Origin of the sequence: Cytobacillus gottheilii (assembly GCF_001636345.1) — a bacterium.
In the GTDB taxonomy this organism is placed as follows: Bacteria; Bacillota; Bacilli; order Bacillales; family Cytobacillaceae; genus Cytobacillus; species Cytobacillus gottheilii.
Window position 1 is genome coordinate 758,258 of the sequence record NZ_KV440945.1, and the last position, 18,156, is coordinate 776,413.

Below are 18,156 nucleotides of genomic sequence, written 5' to 3' on the forward strand. Positions count from 1 at the left end.
AATGATAAAAGATATATGGCAATTAGATGAAAATCTAAAAATAAGAAAGGAACATATTGATGAATACGAAGTCATTAGTATAGATATCTTTGATACATTACTTTTCCGGACAGTTAAAAAGCCAAATGATGTTTTTCATTTAGTTGGACTTGAAGCCTTAGAAAAGGGTCTTTTAAGAAAAGGAATAACGCCTTTACAATTTAAACATCTAAGGGAAATGGCACAAAGAAAAGTGAAAAGCGAGAAGCTCAAAACGAACCATGAATATACTATTGATGATGTTTATAGAACATTTCATTCGAATATATGTGATCTTAATGAAGTGAAGGCAATTGAAATTGAAAAGGAAAAAGAATGTACCTATATTAATCACAGTATATATTCATTTTTAAGGTATCTTAAGCAGCAACGGAAAAAGATAGTATTACTATCTGATATGTATCTGAATAAAAATCAAATCCAGAGTATATTAGAATTTCATAATTTTGACTTCACTTTAATAGATGAAATTATTGTATCTTGTGATATGAATTTTTCAAAAGCCACGGGAACTCTATATGAATATTTATTAACAAAGTATGAAGTACGCCCATCAAAAGTTCTTCATATTGGAGATAACTTTATTTCTGATTATAAAAATGCGCTTATTAAGGGCATTAATTCTATATATTATGATATTAATGCAATAGAACATAATAATGGTCTAGCATTTGAAAATATTTATCTGCAAAATAACCTACCTGAATTAGAATCATTCAGAAAGCTTGTTGGAAATTTAACATGCAACCTTAGTAAAAAGGATAAATTTTATTTTAATTTAGGTTCAACTATTATCGGCCCTTTTCTAACTATTTTTATAGAATGGGTAATGGATGTCCTAGAGGAAGAAGACATTGAAAGTATTTATCCAATAATGAGTGAGGGTAAGTTTTTCCAAAAGCTTTTAAAGAACTCTATGAGATTTAGAAATTATGCTATTAATATTGATCTACTTTACCTATCAAGACAGTCTACTTTTTTAGCTACCCTTACCAACTTGGATGAAAGTACAGTTGATAATTTAATTGATTCAAGAAAAAAATTCACTGTGAAAAGTGTTATTGAGCTGTTAGAGTTGAAAATAGACTTAAATGATACGATGGAAAAAATTTATGAACTTAAGATAGGGGATTTAGAGAAAAGCGAAGTCAATAATTTGAAAATGTTCCTATTAAACGATAATACGAATTCTTTAGTAATCAAAAATATTAATAGGAAGAAAAAATTACTTCAAAAGTTATTGATGGATACTTTGTCTGGTGATAAAATTGCAACTTTAGATTTTGGTTATAGAGGCACTACTGCCTCAAATATCGAGAAGATAATGAAAGAGACGGATTCAAATAGTAAATACACTCACATATTAGCTATGGTGACTAAAAATATTAAATTCAACTTGTTTAGTGGGACAAGATACTTGAGTTTTATTTCAGATGAGAATGAAGAAGATCAATATATCAAGAAATTCTTTGAACACTGTCAGATTATTGAATCAATAATAAATAATAATGTCTTAAGTACAATTGATTATAAAGTTGTTGGGAACAAAATAGAACCCATTTTTGAAGAAAAATACGATAGTGATGAAAATATAAATAACAAAGAAATTATACAACAAGGAATTTTATTTTTTCAAACAATATTTTTAGAATTCTTCGGAAACAATAAGGATTTTAAGAAGAAAATTTACAATAAGCCACATGAATTAATCGAGGTAATAAATAGACTCTTTTATTTACCGACTACAAAGGAAGCCAAAGAATTAGGGAAATTAGTATTTAAAAATGGTTATTTTGAATTAAATAAACACAAGTTTATTCCAGAAGACAGCTTAAAACAGTTTAACAATGCAGAATATATTTTAAAGAAAAATAACCTAAAAGATGACTTATACTGGATTCATGGAGCAGTTACATTAAAAGATTCTAAGTTGTTATTAAAACAACATTTATCTCAAGAACAATATTTAACGAGTAATTATTCTAAGACATTGAGAATATTGGAAAATTTATTAGATGAGAATATCCAAACGGTTTCTATTTATGGCGCTGGTGAATCTGGAAGATTAGTAATGAGATTTCTTGAAATGTTTAATATAAAGATAGACTTTTTTATAGATAGTAATACATCAATTCAGGGTCACTATATTAACAAGATAAAAGTTGTTCCGCTTGATAGCGCATTGGAGAAAGGTTCAACTAACATTGTAATAGGTTCATTTGCTTTTATAAATGAAATAGAAGAGACTATTATAGAAAATGCAAACCAGAAAAATATTATTGTTAATATTTATAAGTTTGCATAAGAATAATCCTTGTGCATTTAAAAACTTTCTTCAAGCATAAAATATTTTATAAGGAGAGCAAAATGGAGAAATTAGATAATACACTCTTTAAATATTGGTGGATGCAAGATACTTACTTAAGCAAAGTAAGTAAGACTCTCCACGATAAGAAAATTTTAATCATTGATCAAGAGGCTCTCCTTTTAAAAATGTATGCAGATAATGAAGAATTTTACCTTGCAGTAGCTGAGAATGCTAAGCGTAGAGGTTTGCTAAGAGATGATCTAAGTCCAAATGAATTCAAAAATATAAGGATCACAGCTCAAGCGTCAGCTGCAAAGAATGCTAGTGGCAAAACTAAAGATTCTAGTCAATTAGATAATTTATATAAAATGATTCCGACTAAAATTGGTGATCTAAGTGGTATACAGGTACTGGAAAAGGAATTAAAAGCAGAAAAATATTTTGTTAATCCTTATATATATTCCCTTATTGAATTTGCGCATATGAAGGGAATCAGGATAATTTTAGTATCGAATTCGGATTACTCAATAAATTATAATGAAATACTGTTAAAAAATTCCGGAATGGATGTAAGTCTGTTAGACACAATTTATAAAATAGATTCTTACGAAGTTGATAAATTGGAGAATCTAATTTTGCAGAAGTATTCAACCTTAGACAAAAACCAGTTAATTTTTATAAGGTATATAGCTTCTTCTAATCCTTTGGAAAAAAATGAAAATGTTATTGATTATTCTACTGCTCTATCTAGCATTAACAGTATATATGGCTGGGAAAAGATCAATAGTGGTAGAACCCTTGTTCCGCAACTTCAATCACTTAGAATGCTATTCTCAAATACAAACCAAGCACAAAATGATTTTTGGTTCGATTTTGGAGGAAGAGTACTAGGTCCAATATTAGTTGTTTTTTGTGACTGGCTTCTTGATTTGTGTCAAAAAGAAGGAAGAAATGAAATATATCCATTAATGAGAGAGGGGAGTCTGTTAAGTTTACTATTAAAAGAAGCAGCAAGACAGAGAGGTATAAATATTGTAATTAAGCCTCTTTTTGTATCCAGGCAAGCAACCTTCCTGCCTTCTATTAAAAGTTTGAATAGAGAACTTATAGAGGGGTTATTTGACAGAAGGCATTTCACTGTTGGTAATTTACTGAATATATTTGGTTTAAAGCAATTCAAAGAACAATTTTTAAAGTTTTTAAAAGTTCCTTTATCAGAGGCTTATGATACAAAGTATATTAACTCAGAAAGCTTGAAAGAGGTACTTATTACCTTTCTACTGTCGAAAGAAATAAGACATTTAATTGAAAGAAACGCTGTGGAACAAAGAGAAATGTTCATAAAGTATCTTCGACAGACATGTACTTCCCTTGAAAATATAGTGACTGTAGATCTGGGGTTTGAGGGTACAATTCAGAACTCAATTGAAAGTGTATTGAATTATGAAGGCATTAACTCGAATATTGCCCATGTTTTAGTATACGGCGGAGAAAAAAATAAATATCATATTCTAAATAATATAGATATTCGAGGTTTTGCTGGAAATGCTGGGGAAAATATTGAATTAATCAAACCTATCATTCGTAGCTCTGAAATGATAGAACAGTTATTAATGGGTGATTTAGGGAGTGTAAAAGAATATACTAAAACGCCTGATGAAAAGATTATACCTGTACTTGGCACTGTTTCTATTAATAGTATTGAGAAAGCCTCATGTCAGGGAGGAATACAGTATTTCCAGCAACTATGGTATTACTTGAAAAGAATAAAACCTAATATCAAAGATGTATTATATTCACAAAAAGAAGATTATAGCGAAATATTAAACCGTGTTATTAAAATGCCATTTTATAAAGAGGCTGTGAATTTAGGGAATTTAAAATATGATGAAAACTTTGGCAGTGAATTTGTTTCGACTATTTGTAAATCTAAAGATATTGATCTTCTAAATAATAAAGGTATAGAGAGGTTTTTAAATGACTGTACAGTAGGATATAGAAGATACTTTGTTAATTGGCCTGAAGGTGTCATAACATTAAGTGATCCTTATTATATTTTTGAGCATAAGTTGAAGCATAGTTCCCCTCTTTATTTAATTCAAATGATTGATATTGCAAAACAAATAAAATCAAAAAATATAGATGAAATAATTATTTATGGAGCTGGAGAAGCAGGAAAGGTTTTATTCGAAGCAGCACAGCTATATAATATAAATGTTTTATGTTTTGTAGACAGAAATAGTCAGTTATGGGGAAACACAGTGCAGGGAACTAAAATTATATCTTTAAAGGAAACTTTTTTATTAGAAGATCCTGTTTTTGCTATCGGGTCATTTTCATTTGTTAAACAGATAAAAGATGAGATACGGGTAAAATATGAAGACCTAGGCAGAGCTCCTAAGGTTTTTACTATAGAAGATTAAGACAGGTATTATTTTTAAGGAGAGAATTCATGTCTCTACTATTCAATAAAATAAAAATAAACTACACGAACTTTCAAAAGAAATATGTCACTGATAAAAGAAGGCCACAAGAATATTTTATCAATCGTTACTATGCACATATCATAGACCCTTTTTTCACTAAGGTAGCATATGATTTAAAGATGTCACCTAATATGGTTACTGTTATAGCAGGTCTAATGGGAATTGGAGCATCTATTGCATTTTTATTTGATTATTTGGTAATAGGTGCAATACTTTTGCAGTTACACCATTTCATAGATGGCGCTGATGGAAATTTGGCTAGAATGTTAAACAAATGTACTCCATTTGGTGCAAAATTGGATAAATATTTTGACCAGATTGTTAGGCTGTTTTTATTTTTTTCTCTATCTTTTGTGACTGATGTTTCGGTTTGGGCGAAGATAGCGCTGATTGCAACTATTTATATAGATTTATTTGTTATTCAATATGTAGTAGTCCCTTATATGAAAAGAAATAAATTATATAGGGCAAGATGGAAGATGTGGTTTCTTAATAGAGGGATCATCCCTGCTTTTGATATTTTTACTATATATTTTCTGATTTCAATTTTTGCTATTTTTCATAATTTAGAATCAGTCGTTTATATAATCATCATAGGAAAAAATATTGATTGGATATATCGGGTTTGGGAAGTAGTAAAAACTAAAAAGTATAGCAAAACGGTTTTATAAGAGGGTTGGAAATGATAGAAAAAGTATATATATTTGACCTAGATGATACCTTGTTTGAAGAACATAGCTATGTACGATCTGGATTCTTTGCGGTTGCTAGTGAGATTTCTAAACAACATCCAGTATCTGAGGAAAAGATATATGACCTCTTGGTGGAAACTTGGTTGAAGCTAGGAAGAGGTAGAGTTTTTAACATAGTATGCGCTAAGTTGAAAATTGACTTAGATATTCAAAAACTTGTGTATTTATATAGAAATCATAAGCCGCAAATAAAACTTTATGAAGATGCAGAAACTGTTATAACTCAATTATCAAGAAATTATAAATTAGGCTTAATTACGGACGGTAACTCTCAAATGCAATGGTCAAAAATCAAAGCCCTCAATTTAGAGGAGCGTTTTGATTGTATTGTAGTGACAGGAGATTTAGGAAGAGATTTTTGGAAACCGCACGAGTTGCCATACAAGAAAGTTGTGGAAAGTCTGAATATGAGCTACGACCAATGTGTTTACATCGGCGACAATCCTAATAAAGATTTTATTACAGCAAGTAAATTAGGTATGGGAACAGTACGTATAATTCGAGATGTTGGAGATCATATGAAATTAACATTATCTAAAGAGTATGAAGCTGATAGGAATATTTATTCTTTATTGGAGCTTATAGATAAGTAAGGAGACAACTATGAAAAGAGTAATCACTTATGGGACGTTTGATCTGTTGCATTACGGCCATATCAACATTTTACAGCGTGCTAAGGAGTTAGGGGATTATTTGATTGTCGGTTTATCAACGAATGAATTTAATGTATCGAAGGGGAAAGAAAGTTACTTCTCATATACTGAACGTAAGCAATTACTCGAATCCATTCGCTACGTTGATTTAGTAATTCCTGAATATCATTGGGATCAAAAAATTAATGATATTAAAGAGTACAAAGCAGATTTATTTGTTATGGGTGACGACTGGAGAGGGAATTTTGATTATCTGAAAGACTATTGTGATGTGAAATATCTGAGCAGAACTCCAGAAATCTCTACAACGAAAATAAAGAGTGATTTAAATCTGGTTACAATAAAGTGAGTATGGCTAGTTTTGAAAGTCCGTCTAATGTGTTAATAACAAGCATCTCTCGTAAAGTTCCATTGTTACAATCGATTAAAGCAGCTATGGCTAAAATCGGTTTAAACATGAAGCTATATGGGGGAGATATCGATAGATCTGTTATAGCAAAGCATTTTGTGGATACCTTCTGGGAGATGCCTCGCATATCTAATTTGGATATTGAAGAATTAATCTCATACTGTAAAAAAAATGAAATTCGGTTTATTATTCCTACCAGAGATGGTGAGTTAAAGTACTTCTCATCAAATAGAGACAAACTTAAACGTTTGGGAATTCATGTAATGATTTCTCCGTTATCTAATGTTGAAATTTGTCTGGACAAATTAAAATTTTTTTCATATTCAAGAGAGCATGGTATACCGGTAATTCCGACTTTCCTGTGCATAGAAGATAGCAGAGAGAACATGAAATACGTTGTTAAAGAGAGATTTGGAGCAGGTTCCCAAACACTAGGAAAGAGTCTTACCTCTACACAAGCTCTAAACCATGCAAAAAATCTTAAAGAACCTATTTTTCAGCCAATGATAGAAGGTACAGAGTATAGTATTGACATATATGTTGATATAAATGGCAGATCGAAAGGTGTAATTTCTAGGACAAGGGATAAAATTGTAGATGGAGAATCTCAAATAACGACTATAAGAGACATGCCGGAACTAGAAAAACTATGTTCTAATGCTGCAGAAAAATTAGGCCTGTATGGACATGTCATCTTTCAAGTTATAATTGATCAGAATAATGAATTTCATATTATTGAATGTAACCCTCGTTTCGGAGGTGCATCTACTCTGAGTGTTGCTGCTGGCCTTGATAGTTTTTATTGGTTCTTTCTAGAATCCATTGGTGAAAATCTAGATCAATATTCTTTTACTCAAAATGAAAAAGTATCAACAATGGTTCGCCATTCGCAAGACTATATTTATTAGTAAGGTGATCGTATGAATGTAATTATCATAATCCAAGCCAGAATGGGCTCCTCACGTCTCCCAGGGAAGGTGCTAATGCCGCTTGGTAATTCAGTTGTATTGGATTATGTCATTGCGAGATGTCAGCAGATTCCTAAAGCTAAGGAAGTTATCATAGCTACTTCCACTTTGAACCAAGATGACCCGATAGAAGAATGGTGTCAGCAAAATGATGTAATTTGCTTTAGAGGTTCTGAGGATGATGTTCTATCTCGGTATTATGAATGTTCAAAACAATATCAGCCAGACTATGTGATTAGAGTTACAGCGGACTGTCCATTTGTCGACTATCATTTGGCCGAAGATATTATGAATAAAATGGAGTCTCAGCCAACTGATATAATGGATTTTAGGGGGGAATTACCTAGAGGCCTTGTGGTTGAAATGGTCTCTTATAATGCATTAAGATATATGTTCCAACATGGCAAAGAGGATAGACATCGTGAACATGTGACATACTATGCAAAAGAAGAGAAACATATCAATGAATTTAAACGGACACTCTATACTATTCCCGATAATATGCAGCATTCTCATCTAAGAATAACCTTAGACACTGAAGAAGACTATGAACTCTGTAAAAGTATTGCCAATCACTTTGAGGGAGATGTATTAATTCCTTCTGAAGAGGTAGTGCGTTTTCTTCTGGAACATCCTGAAATTGCCCAAATAAATGCCCATATTGAGCAGAAACCGGTTGTGTAGCTAATGAATATTTTCTTTCGTGTTGATGCTTCAACGACAATAGGAACAGGACATATTATGCGCTGTCTTACCTTGGCAAACTTCTTGAAAGAGAACGGAGCCAAGGTTACTTTTATTTGTGCTGACTTAAAAGGAAATATGATTGAACATTTAAAATCCAAAGGCTTTAAAGTTTTTACAGTTGCGGACGATCTAGAAGTCGATGCTCAATGTACTATCTCTATTTTAAAAAATATAAAAGTTGATCTGATAATTATAGATCATTATCAGATTGATATCATTTGGGAAAGAACCGTAAGAAAAGCTTTTCCTTCCATAAAAATCATGGTAATTGATGACTTAGCTAATCGTGAGCATGATTGTGATATACTTCTTGATCAGAATTATCAAGATAACTTTCAATTCCGGTATGATCAATTAGTTCCAAAAGCGTGTAAAAAACTGCTTGGACCAGGGTATCTTCTGCTTAGACCGGAATTTTATAAAGAAGAAGCAGCACGGCAAAGTAATTTAATAAGTAGTATATTAATTTTTTATGGTGGTTCAGATCCTACAGGGGAAACTTTAAAGTTGGTAAACGCGTTGAATCAGCTGGAACCTTCTGAAATAATAATACATGTTGTCGTTGGGTTATCAAATCCCCAAAAAGATATTATTAAGGAGACATGTATCGAAAAAGGTTACAAATATCATGAACAAATTGACTACCTTGCAGATTTGATGGCGGAATGTGATTTAGCTTTCGGAGCGGGTGGGGTAACGATGTGGGAACGCTGTTATCTTGGGCTTCCTTCTATTGTGACCATTGTAGCCGAGAATCAAAGGGAATCAACTATTGCTACGGCAGAATATGGGGCCATTTGGAATCTTGGCTGGTATGAGGGTGTAAAACAAACAGATCTTGTCGATATAATTAAAAGAGCAATAAAATGCCCAAGTAAACTGAAAGAACTATCTTTAAGATCAAGTATATTAATGCAAAAAAGACAAAGAGAGCATATACATCCTGTTGTAAAAGCAATTATGGAGGGTAAAAAATGACAATTAATATTGAAGGGCGATTAATAGGCTCTCAACAAAAGCCTTTTATTATAGCTGAGATGTCTGGTAATCATAATCAGTCATTAGAGAAGGCCTTGCAAATTGTAGAAGAAGCTGCAAAGGCTGGAGTAGATGCATTAAAACTTCAGACATATACAGCTGATACCATGACTTTAGATATAAATGAGGGCGAGTTTTATATAGATAATCCAGATAGTTTATGGAAGGGAACTTCTTATTATGATTTGTATAAAGAAGCCTATACACCTTGGGAGTGGCATGAACCAATCTTTAAAAGATGCCGTGAACTTGGATTAATTGCATTCAGCTCACCATTCGATGAGACTGCAGTCGATTTTCTTGAAACGTTAAATGTACCATGTTACAAAATTGCTTCCTTTGAAAATACTGATATTCCGCTCATTGAAAAAGTGGCATCTACAGGTAAGCCGCTGATCATATCCTCAGGTATGGCGACTGCTGCTGAATTAGATGATTCTATAAGAGCCGCTCGCAAAGCAGGATGCAAAGAAATCATTCTTCTAAAATGTACAAGTACATATCCTTCTTCTCCAGAAAATACTAATCTTCAAACACTTGCACATATGAGAGAATTATTTCAATGTGAAGTCGGTTTATCCGATCATACAATGGGAATTGGAGTGGGGGTAGCAAGTGTTGCATTAGGAGCGAGTGTAATTGAAAAGCATTTTACCACTTCAAGAGCTGAAGGCGGAACGGATGCTGCATTTTCCATGGAACCTGCAGAAATGAAGTCTCTTGTAGAAGAGACTGAAAGAGCTTGGTTAAGTCTTGGCAGTATTACATATGGCCCGACAAAAGCAGAAGAGCCATCTCTTAAGGATCGTCGTTCATTATATGTGGTAAAGGATATACAAGCCGGAGAAATATTAACAAAAGAAAATATTCGAGCCATTCGTCCAGGTTTTGGACTTCCACCAAAACATTTAAAAAGTGTACTAGGAAAAGTGGCAAAAACCAGTGTGAAAAAAGGAACTCCATTATCATGGGAGTTGTTATAGGGGGTAAATAAATGAATGTTTTGCTTACTGGAGGAGCTGGTTTCATTGGTCGCGCTGTTGCCAAGAAACTTCTCTCTGACGGCCATAAAGTTTGGATACTAGATGATCTATCAAATGGAAGAGAAGAAAACATCGAGGAATTTAGGAATGAACTTGAAGATTTTATTATCGGTGATATAAAAAATGAAGAGTTATTAAATACTATCTTCAAAGAAATACCATTTGATATGTGCTACCATCTTGGTGCATCTATAAATGTACAGGATTCTATTGATGATCCAAGAACCACCTTTAATAATGATACAGTTGGTACTTTTTATATTCTTGAACAATGCCGAAAGCATAACGTAAAGGTTGTGTTTATGAGTACATGTATGGTGTATGACCGCTGTTTAGATGCAAGTGGAATTACTGAACAGCATCCGATTAAACCAGCCTCACCCTATGCTGGATCAAAAATTGCAGCAGAGAATATGGTTCTGTCCTACTATCATGCATATGGTCTTCCTACAGTGGTCATACGACCTTTCAATACTTACGGGCCTTATCAGAAAACCGGTGGAGAAGGCGGCGTTGTAGCCATCTTTATAAAGAAAAAGCTATCTGAGGAAGCTGTAAGTATTTACGGAGAAGGAACCCAGACACGAGATCTGCTATATGTGGATGATTGCGCTGATTTTGTTGTTCAAGCTGGATATTCAGATCAGGTTAATGGCGAGATTGTAAATGCAGGACTTGGAAAAGACATATCTGTAAATGATTTAGCTATGTTAATTGTGGAAGATCCTGCAAGAATTGAACATGTAGAGCATATTCATCCACAAAGTGAAATTAAGAAACTATTATGTAATTATGATAAGGCGAAGAACCTTCTTGGCTGGGAACCTAAGATTTCCCTTGAAGAAGGAATTAGAAGAACGGAACAATGGATAAAATCAAGTCACCTTATTTAAAAGGTGACTTTTTTTGGAGGGATATTTATGACTTTGGCAATTATGGGAGGAAAACCTGTAAGAGATACATTTTTATCTTATGGTCAACAGTGGATAGATGAAGATGATATACAGATCGTAGTAAATACCTTGAAAAGTTCATTTTTAACTCAAGGACCTATGATAAGAGAATTTGAACAATCAATAGCCAAGTATGTGGGAGCCAAGCATGCAGTAGCATTTTCAAATGGCACTGCTGCTTTGCATGGTGCTTGTTTTGCCGCAGGCATAAGTGACGGTGATGAAGTGATTACTTCTCCTATTACATTTGCGGCAAGTAGCAATTGTGTTTTGTATTGTGGCGGCAAACCAGTTTTTACCGATATTGATCAAAAAACATACAATATTGATCCACTAAAAGTCAAAGAAGCTATCACTGAGAGAACAAAGGCAATCATTCCAGTTGATTTTACTGGTCAGCCGGTTGATTTGGATTCTATAAGTTCAATAGCGAAGGAACATAATCTAGTTGTGATTGAAGATGCTGCACATTCTATAGGAGCAAGTTATAAAGGAGTAAAGATCGGATCCCAAGCGGATATGACAATGTTTAGCTTTCATCCAGTAAAGCATATTACAACGGCTGAGGGCGGAATCATTGTAACTAACTCTGATGAATATGCGGAAAAGCTTCGATTATTTCGTTCGCATGGTATTAAAAACACAGATTTATTGAAAGAAGAGGGACCCTGGTATTATGAAATGGTAGCTCTAGGATACAACTATCGTATGACAGATATTAATGCGTCCCTAGGAATTTCACAATTAAATAAGCTAGATTATTTTATTGAAAAGAGAAGAAGTATCGCAGCCCGCTATGATAATGAATTTTCTAAAATAAGTGGGGTGAAAACTCCCTATCAGTCAAAGGATACAAATTCTAGCTATCATTTATATATGTTACAACTGGATTTAGATAAGTTTAAGGTAGGCAGAAGGGAAATATTTGAGGCATTAAGAGCGGAGAATATAGGGGTTCATGTACATTATCTGCCTGTTTATCTGCATCCATATTATCGAGAGTTGGGATATGAAAAAGGGTTATGCCCAATTGCCGAAGATTGGTATGAGTCAGCACTAACAATTCCCTTATTTCCAAAAATGAGTGAAACAGATGTTGCCTCTGTTATCGAGGCAATAAGCAAAGTTGTTAAATATTATCTTAAATAAACGACTTTCAAAATCACTTTTCGGCTTAAAATTTCAAAGATCATTTAAGAATCCTTATGTTTTGTCCGATATAATATGTAGGTTAATATAAGGAGTTGCTCATTATGAGTATTAATGGGGTATCAAATAGCGTTCAGAGCAATAATACTAACAAATATGCAGTTAAATCTGAAATGAATTCTTCACCTGCAGATTTTATGGAATCTAATGAACTGAAACCTGTTCAAGAATTCAGTAGTCAATTAATCGGGAAGAGCAGTGAAGATAACATTAATAAAGAAGAAGTTGAACATATTGTTAAAGGAATGAATGAATTTTTAAAACCTCATTATAGCTCTGTGAGCTTTAAATTGCATGAGGGATTAGAAAAATATTATGTTGAATTGATAGACAAAGAAACAAAAGAAGTCATTCGTGAAATCCCTAATAAAGAAATTTTAGACATGTATGCTAAGATGAAAGAATACTTAGGACTATTTATAGATGAAAAACTCTAAATATTAGAGGAGGTAGAAAAGATGGTAAATTCAATACGTTTTTCAGGTATTGCAAGTGGGATGGATACTCAATCAATTGTTGATTCTATGATGAAAGCTCAGAGAATACCATTAGATAAAATTCACCAAAAAAAGCAGTTGCTAGAATGGAAACGTGATGATTATAGAAATGTTAATCTAATGTTAAAAGAACTTGATGACTTTACTTTTAATGGTATCTACAGACAAGCAAATTTACTTAAGAAATCTGTTTCGTCATCTAATACTGAATTTGTAACTGCAACGGCAAGTCCGAATGCTGCTAATGTCAATTATACAATTAAGGATGTTAAGTTAGCCACAGCAGCAAGACAACAGGGGCAAAATATAAGTTCATCTAAATTAGACCCAGATAAAAGTTTAAGGTCACAGCAAAATATATTTTCTTCTGCATCAGGTATTGATTGGCAAGAGGAGACGAAAACAGAAACTCTTACAGTACCTGAAGGGGGTAATGGTGAGTTCCAGCTTTCGAAAAAAGAGATATCTATTACTGCTGGCGCAAATATTTCGGTTGGTGGACAAGATTTTACAGTAAGAACGGATGCAATTACTGACGGAAATCCACTAAAGGAAAATGAAGTGTACGTTAATCAAACTACAGGTAAGGTGAAATTCGGAGCTGAATTGGCTGCGGGGACAACTTTTGATGTTAGCTATACGAATCATTATCTGGAGTTTGATATTAAAACATATAATGAGCAAGGAGAAGCACAGTATAAGAACTTTAAGTTTGATGGCAGTACTTCATTAAATAATATGTTCAATACGATAAATAAATCTTCTGCTGGAGTTAACCTGTTTTATGATAGCAGTTCTGATCAAGTTTCTGCTATGAGGACTGCGACTGGTGAATTTAACAAAAACGGAAACGAAATTGAATTCCTTAGTGTAACAAAGGATGCTAATGGCGATCCAATAAGGACCAATAGCAGCTTCTTCAATAATGTCTTAGGTCTGGGAAATGACATAGCAGGAACTGGAACAGATGCTGAATTTTCAATTAATGGACTTAAAACGACTAGAAAGTCTAATACATTTACATTGGATGGAGTTACATTCACATTAAAAAAAGATTCTGTTGTTAATGGGGTAAGCACAGGAGAATCTGCAGCAATCAATATCCAATCGGATACTGATAGCATAATGACAACTATTAAAGATTTTGTTAATAAATATAATGAAATAATCGGTAAGGTTAATGGTGAATTGACTGAAGAACGTTATAGAGATTACTCTCCATTAACAGATGAAGAAAAAGAAGCTTTGAGTGAAAAAGAAGTGGAAAGATGGGAGGAACAAGCGAGAAGCGGAATGCTTCGACGTGATTCGATACTATCTGGAGCTTTAGATCAAATGCGCAACAATATGTATTCTGAAGTATCCGCTAACGGTTCTAATGGAGTGAATTCTAATTATAATCAATTGGCTGAAATAGGTATTACAACTACTAGAAACTACTTAGATCGTGGAAAGCTTGAGATTGATGAAGATAAGTTGAGAGCTGCTATAGAGGATGACCCAGAAGCTGTATATCAATTATTTATGGCAGATGGGAACTCATCTAGTGAGAAAGGACTAGCAAGAAGGCTGCGCGACAGTATCTCATCTACAATTCAAACAGTAGAACAGCGAGCGGGAAATAGTTTTAAAACACCTCAGTCTTATACAATGGGGAAACAACTGTTAGACTATGAAGAACAGATAGACAGATTTGAAACAAAACTTGTGACAATAGAAGATCGTTATTGGAAACAATTTAATGCAATGGAAAAAGCTATGCAAAATTTAAACAACCAATCTAATCAGCTATTATCGTATTTAGGAATGGGTAACCAATAAAATAAGTAGGTGAAAAAAATGGCAATACCACAGCCACATCAAGCATACAAGCAAAACTCCATTAACACGGCTTTGCCAGAAGAGTTAACATTACTTTTGTATAACGGCTGTTTAAAATTTATAAAACTGGCTAAAAGAGCAATGGACGATAATAATATTAGCGAACGTAACGTTAACCTAATCAAAGCCCAAAAGATTATACAAGAACTAATGATCACATTAAATATGGATATTGAACTGTCACAAAATTTAATGAGAATGTATGATTACCTCTACAATAGGCTAATAGAGGCAAATACGAAAAATGACGTTGAAATTATTAACGAAGTTGAAGGCTATATAGTAGAGTTTAGAGATACATGGAAGTCAGCCATTCAACAAGTAAAAAAACAACAGCTTGAGAGCAGTCAGGTATAATGGAAATACTCAAACAATATCTGCAAACTTCTATGGAATTAAAAAGTATTCTTGAAGAAGAAATCAGATTTACAGAACAAGATCGTTATTTAGAAAAGGTTGAGTTTCTGATAGAAAAACGTCAGTCCTATCTGAATGGTTTCCCGGATTTATCTTCATTAGAACCTTCTGTGAAAGAAGACATAATTAAATTAGAGAGAGACATCAAAACTCTAATTGATACTAAGAAAAATAAGATTCAAAACAATATAAAGATATTGCAAGTAAAGAAAAAGAAGAAAAATCAATATTCTAATCCTTACGGTGATGTATCTATAGACGGAATGTTTCTTGATAAAAAAAAATAGACCTATTTGGTCTGTTTTTTTTCTTTTCGGATTAATAGTTTTAGCAAAAAAAAGTTATTTTGATATAATTATTAATTGCTTGTTTTTATTCCGGTTTGTATAGATAATAAAAGAAATGCTTACATAGGCATATTATGAAATATATGACCAAGCCTATCTTTGCTGAACCTCATCTAATTGGGCTTTAGCTGTTAAAGTTTAGAAGCTTATATCATAGAGTTAGACATTATATACTTTAAAAAATCAGAAATTATTGCTAACAGTAACGAATATAACCATACTTTAAGAATCTGATTAAACAGATTTTTACACTAATCATTCTTTTTAAGAATATATATTCAAATATGAAGGAGAAAGATTTAATGTTATTATAACTTGAATATTATTAATGATTATTTTATTGTTATAATATTTACTTCCTTTTTCTTTAATTATGTAATCAACATATTTCCCCGCACTATTTCTTTTTATAAGTAATTTTCATATAATACTGTTAATTACAGGTAAACAAAGGTGGTACATTATGGATGCAGTTGATAAGAGAATACTAGAGTTGCTGGTTCACAACGGGCGGCTTTCTTATGTGGATATTGGGAAGGAATTAGGTCTTTCTCGGGTAGCGGTTAGAGAACGGGTGAATAAATTAATAGACGATGAAGTGATTGAGCAGTTTACAGTTGTGATTAATAGCGGGAAATTCGGAAAAGGTGTATCAGCTTTTTTTAATATCGACTGTGAACCTAATTCTTTAGTGAAGGTAGCAGAAGCGTTAGCAGAAAACCCAAGTGTTGCGAGTTGCTATCAAATGACGGGACCCTCTACCTTGCACACACACGTCCTGGTAGATGATTTTGATGCATTAGAAAGATTTATTAACGAAGAACTCTATGCATTAAAAGGTATTACAAGAGTAGACAGTCAAATACTGCTGCGCAGATTTAAAAGCAGAAGAGGATTAAAACTCTAACGGATAAACCCATTACACTAAATGGGTTTATTTTTTTGGTCAAGAAGTACTGTTGTTTTATTGTTTTCAGCACTATGCAAAGTTGATCGAAACGGAATGGTGCGAGACTCCTGCGGGAGAAGGGAGAAGGCTGAGATCCCGCAGGTGCGCAGCGCCGAGGAAGCTCAGCTCTCACCCGCGGAAAGCGAGTACCATGCAGTGAAGATCACTAACTAACTTGGCCTTTACCACACCAAACCCTCTCCTATTCTACAAAAAGAAACCAAAGTAATATGTTTTCCACCTTTCTGTAACCATAAAAAGGAATGTAACCGCTTTATATTTTGCCTATCGAAACATAAGTAAATTTGACTATTTACAACCTTTTAGAAATCAAAAAATGAATTATTATACCTTAAAGAAAATAAATATGACAAAATTGTTTAAAAAATTCGTATTTTATGTAGATTTTTCGTTTTGTATGTCATATAATCACTTTTATACAATTCTAAACATTAAGTAATTGAAAATTAGAAATCAATTAACAAATGGTAAAAAGGGGGGGGCTGAAATTGATTTCAATGATCGTCAGAAGGTTTTTTCAACTGGTATTTCTATTATTCGGGATTTCGTTTTTGGTCTTTTCATCTATGTATCTAGCTCCTGGAGATCCAGCTTCCATGATTGGCGGGCCAACAGCCACAGAATCAGATTTAGAAGCCATTCGGGATAATCTTGGTTTGAATGATTCGTTTCTCACTCAATATGGCAACTACCTGGCTGGTATTTTTCAAGGGGACTTAGGTTATTCATACCAAACAAAGCAGTCTGTTGCGGAAGCCATTTCGATTCGATTCCCAAATACCTTTAAATTGGCAGTAGCCAGTATGATCGTAGCGGTCATAATCGGTATTTTTGCAGGGTTAATCTCGGCACTGAAGCATAACAGCTGGCTGGATGTTACATCCACAACATTTGCTTTAGGCGGAATCTCCATTCCGAACTTCTGGCTTGGTTCATTATTAATCCTTGTGTTTTCCGTTAATCTTCAGTGGCTGCCAGTCGCAGGGCTAGCAGATCCATGGTATACGGTTGAAGGGATGAAGCAGTTAATTTTGCCGGCTATCACGTTAGGAACTGGATCAGCAGCGATGATTGCCAGAATGGTTAGGTCCTCAATGCTTGAAGTGGTTCGAGCAGATTATGTTCGTACAGCTCGGGCGAAAGGGGTAAAAGAGGGTCAGGTTATTTGGATACATACGTTAAAGAATGCAATGATTCCTGTTATTACTGTCATTGGTTTGAACTTTGGAGCTCTTTTGGGCGGAACCATTATTACTGAAAAAGTGTTCGCCATTAACGGGGTAGGGCGTTTAATGATTGATGCGATTGCAGCCCGTGATTTCCCGATGGTGCAAGGCTCCGTTCTTCTTGTAGCTACATTATTTGTTTTAGTAAACCTGATTGTTGACATTGTTTATACATACGTCGATCCAAGAATTAAATTTCAATAAGAAAGGGGG

General features: G+C 33.5%; 17 protein-coding genes. All 17 read left to right on the forward strand.

All coding sequences use genetic code 11. The features are described 5' to 3' along the window. Window position 1: 1 nt before the first annotated feature. On the forward strand, window positions 2-2,344 hold the full coding sequence (locus A6754_RS03545; RefSeq protein ID WP_066442541.1) for an HAD family hydrolase: 2,343 nt from the start codon (window positions 2-4) through the stop codon (window positions 2,342-2,344). A 62-nt stretch (window positions 2,345-2,406) separates the two neighbouring features. After that, complete coding sequence (locus tag A6754_RS03550) at window positions 2,407-4,770, forward strand: LbetaH domain-containing protein (RefSeq protein ID WP_066442542.1); 2,364 nt, start codon at window positions 2,407-2,409, stop codon at window positions 4,768-4,770. A 29-nt stretch (window positions 4,771-4,799) separates the two neighbouring features. Continuing rightward, window positions 4,800-5,504 (forward strand): CDP-alcohol phosphatidyltransferase family protein, encoded by a 705-nt coding sequence (locus A6754_RS03555; protein WP_082851597.1) that lies wholly within the window; start codon window positions 4,800-4,802, stop codon window positions 5,502-5,504. A gap of 11 nt (window positions 5,505-5,515) precedes the next feature. Beyond that, on the forward strand, window positions 5,516-6,178 hold the full coding sequence (locus A6754_RS03560) for an HAD family hydrolase (protein WP_066442543.1): 663 nt from the start codon (window positions 5,516-5,518) through the stop codon (window positions 6,176-6,178). A 10-nt stretch (window positions 6,179-6,188) separates the two neighbouring features. Further along, entirely contained in the window at window positions 6,189-6,587 is a 399-nt protein-coding gene (gene tagD, locus A6754_RS03565) for a glycerol-3-phosphate cytidylyltransferase (RefSeq protein WP_066442544.1), read from the forward strand. A 2-nt stretch (window positions 6,588-6,589) separates the two neighbouring features. Continuing rightward, window positions 6,590-7,555: an ATP-grasp domain-containing protein gene (locus tag A6754_RS03570; RefSeq protein WP_082851598.1), complete on the forward strand. Its 966-nt coding sequence runs from the start codon at window positions 6,590-6,592 to the stop codon at window positions 7,553-7,555. 12 nt (window positions 7,556-7,567) lie between these two features. Then, on the forward strand, window positions 7,568-8,299 hold the full coding sequence (locus A6754_RS03575) for a cytidylyltransferase domain-containing protein (RefSeq protein ID WP_066442545.1): 732 nt from the start codon (window positions 7,568-7,570) through the stop codon (window positions 8,297-8,299). Between the two features lie 3 nt (window positions 8,300-8,302). After that, window positions 8,303-9,340 carry a UDP-2,4-diacetamido-2,4,6-trideoxy-beta-L-altropyranose hydrolase gene (pseG, locus tag A6754_RS03580; protein ID WP_066442546.1) on the forward strand — a complete coding sequence of 346 codons (1,038 nt, stop codon included), beginning with the start codon at window positions 8,303-8,305 and terminating at the stop codon, window positions 9,338-9,340. Continuing rightward, on the forward strand, window positions 9,337-10,383 hold the full coding sequence (gene pseI / locus A6754_RS03585; RefSeq protein WP_066442547.1) for a pseudaminic acid synthase: 1,047 nt from the start codon (window positions 9,337-9,339) through the stop codon (window positions 10,381-10,383). The genes pseG and pseI overlap by 4 nt, the downstream gene beginning before the upstream one ends. An 11-nt stretch (window positions 10,384-10,394) precedes the next feature. Further along, complete coding sequence (locus A6754_RS03590) at window positions 10,395-11,336, forward strand: SDR family NAD(P)-dependent oxidoreductase (RefSeq protein WP_066442548.1); 942 nt, start codon at window positions 10,395-10,397, stop codon at window positions 11,334-11,336. 27 nt (window positions 11,337-11,363) lie between these two features. Then, window positions 11,364-12,545 (forward strand): UDP-4-amino-4,6-dideoxy-N-acetyl-beta-L-altrosamine transaminase, encoded by a 1,182-nt coding sequence (pseC, locus tag A6754_RS03595; RefSeq protein ID WP_066442549.1) that lies wholly within the window; start codon window positions 11,364-11,366, stop codon window positions 12,543-12,545. A 104-nt stretch (window positions 12,546-12,649) separates the two neighbouring features. Then, window positions 12,650-13,042 (forward strand): flagellar protein FlaG, encoded by a 393-nt coding sequence (gene flaG, locus A6754_RS03600; RefSeq protein ID WP_066442550.1) that lies wholly within the window; start codon window positions 12,650-12,652, stop codon window positions 13,040-13,042. 21 nt (window positions 13,043-13,063) lie between these two features. After that, window positions 13,064-14,923 carry a flagellar hook-associated protein 2 gene (locus tag A6754_RS03605; RefSeq protein WP_066442551.1) on the forward strand — a complete coding sequence of 620 codons (1,860 nt, stop codon included), beginning with the start codon at window positions 13,064-13,066 and terminating at the stop codon, window positions 14,921-14,923. 18 nt (window positions 14,924-14,941) lie between these two features. Next, window positions 14,942-15,340, forward strand: coding sequence for a flagellar export chaperone FliS (fliS, locus tag A6754_RS03610; protein WP_066442552.1), 399 nt, complete (start codon window positions 14,942-14,944; stop codon window positions 15,338-15,340). Further along, window positions 15,340-15,687, forward strand: coding sequence for a hypothetical protein (locus A6754_RS03615; RefSeq protein ID WP_066442553.1), 348 nt, complete (start codon window positions 15,340-15,342; stop codon window positions 15,685-15,687). Before fliS ends, A6754_RS03615 begins: the two co-directional genes overlap by 1 nt. A 523-nt stretch (window positions 15,688-16,210) precedes the next feature. Further along, complete coding sequence (locus tag A6754_RS03620) at window positions 16,211-16,654, forward strand: Lrp/AsnC family transcriptional regulator (RefSeq protein ID WP_066442554.1); 444 nt, start codon at window positions 16,211-16,213, stop codon at window positions 16,652-16,654. A 551-nt stretch (window positions 16,655-17,205) separates the two neighbouring features. Continuing rightward, window positions 17,206-18,147 (forward strand): nickel ABC transporter permease, encoded by a 942-nt coding sequence (gene nikB / locus A6754_RS03625; protein ID WP_066442555.1) that lies wholly within the window; start codon window positions 17,206-17,208, stop codon window positions 18,145-18,147. Window positions 18,148-18,156 lie beyond the last annotated feature (9 nt).

Bases quoted from the DNA above. Each gene is read 5' to 3' on its own strand.
- A6754_RS03545 (WP_066442541.1), top strand. From the start codon at position 2: ATGATAAAAGATATATGGCAATTAGATGAAAATCTAAAAATAAGAAAG.
- A6754_RS03550 (WP_066442542.1), top strand. From the start codon at position 2,407: ATGGAGAAATTAGATAATACACTCTTTAAATATTGGTGGATGCAAGAT.
- A6754_RS03555 (WP_082851597.1), top strand. From the start codon at position 4,800: ATGTCTCTACTATTCAATAAAATAAAAATAAACTACACGAACTTTCAA.
- A6754_RS03560 (WP_066442543.1), top strand. From the start codon at position 5,516: ATGATAGAAAAAGTATATATATTTGACCTAGATGATACCTTGTTTGAA.
- tagD (WP_066442544.1), top strand. From the start codon at position 6,189: ATGAAAAGAGTAATCACTTATGGGACGTTTGATCTGTTGCATTACGGC.
- A6754_RS03570 (WP_082851598.1), top strand. From the start codon at position 6,590: ATGGCTAGTTTTGAAAGTCCGTCTAATGTGTTAATAACAAGCATCTCT.
- A6754_RS03575 (WP_066442545.1), top strand. From the start codon at position 7,568: ATGAATGTAATTATCATAATCCAAGCCAGAATGGGCTCCTCACGTCTC.
- pseG (WP_066442546.1), top strand. From the start codon at position 8,303: ATGAATATTTTCTTTCGTGTTGATGCTTCAACGACAATAGGAACAGGA.
- pseI (WP_066442547.1), top strand. From the start codon at position 9,337: ATGACAATTAATATTGAAGGGCGATTAATAGGCTCTCAACAAAAGCCT.
- A6754_RS03590 (WP_066442548.1), top strand. From the start codon at position 10,395: ATGAATGTTTTGCTTACTGGAGGAGCTGGTTTCATTGGTCGCGCTGTT.
- pseC (WP_066442549.1), top strand. From the start codon at position 11,364: ATGACTTTGGCAATTATGGGAGGAAAACCTGTAAGAGATACATTTTTA.
- flaG (WP_066442550.1), top strand. From the start codon at position 12,650: ATGAGTATTAATGGGGTATCAAATAGCGTTCAGAGCAATAATACTAAC.
- A6754_RS03605 (WP_066442551.1), top strand. From the start codon at position 13,064: ATGGTAAATTCAATACGTTTTTCAGGTATTGCAAGTGGGATGGATACT.
- fliS (WP_066442552.1), top strand. From the start codon at position 14,942: ATGGCAATACCACAGCCACATCAAGCATACAAGCAAAACTCCATTAAC.
- A6754_RS03615 (WP_066442553.1), top strand. From the start codon at position 15,340: ATGGAAATACTCAAACAATATCTGCAAACTTCTATGGAATTAAAAAGT.
- A6754_RS03620 (WP_066442554.1), top strand. From the start codon at position 16,211: ATGGATGCAGTTGATAAGAGAATACTAGAGTTGCTGGTTCACAACGGG.